This is a genomic window from Ruminococcus sp. CAG:57, from assembly GCF_000435935.1.
In the GTDB taxonomy this organism is placed as follows: Bacteria; Bacillota; Clostridia; order Oscillospirales; family Ruminococcaceae; genus Hominimerdicola; species Hominimerdicola aceti.
Genome location: NZ_FR890789.1, coordinates 1,072 through 1,304, shown reverse-complemented (window position 1 = coordinate 1,304; position 233 = coordinate 1,072). Strand labels below are relative to the sequence as shown.

The following is a 233-nucleotide window of genomic DNA, read 5'->3' as shown; positions in this document are numbered from 1 at the left end:
GCGTTCTCTTTAGAGGTAATGCAGAGGGCAGGATCCGCAAGCAACTCATAGAAAATAATTTGATAGACGCAGTTATCTCATTGCCTGAAAATTTGTTTTTGAATACCTGCATACCTGTCAATGTTATCGTCTTCAGCAAGAACAAGCAAACGAGAGACATTTTGTTTATCAGTGCCGAAAAGTTTTTTGAAAAGCACGGCAAGCAGAACGTCATGACGGACGAGCACATTCAG

The 233-nt window shown here is 41.2% G+C and carries 1 protein-coding gene; it reads left to right on the top strand.

Annotated elements, in window-relative coordinates; all coding sequences use genetic code 11:
• Positions 1 to 233, top strand: a 233-nt coding sequence (locus QVO88_RS12390; protein ID WP_369678570.1) for an N-6 DNA methylase, incomplete at both ends; no start/stop codon positions are given.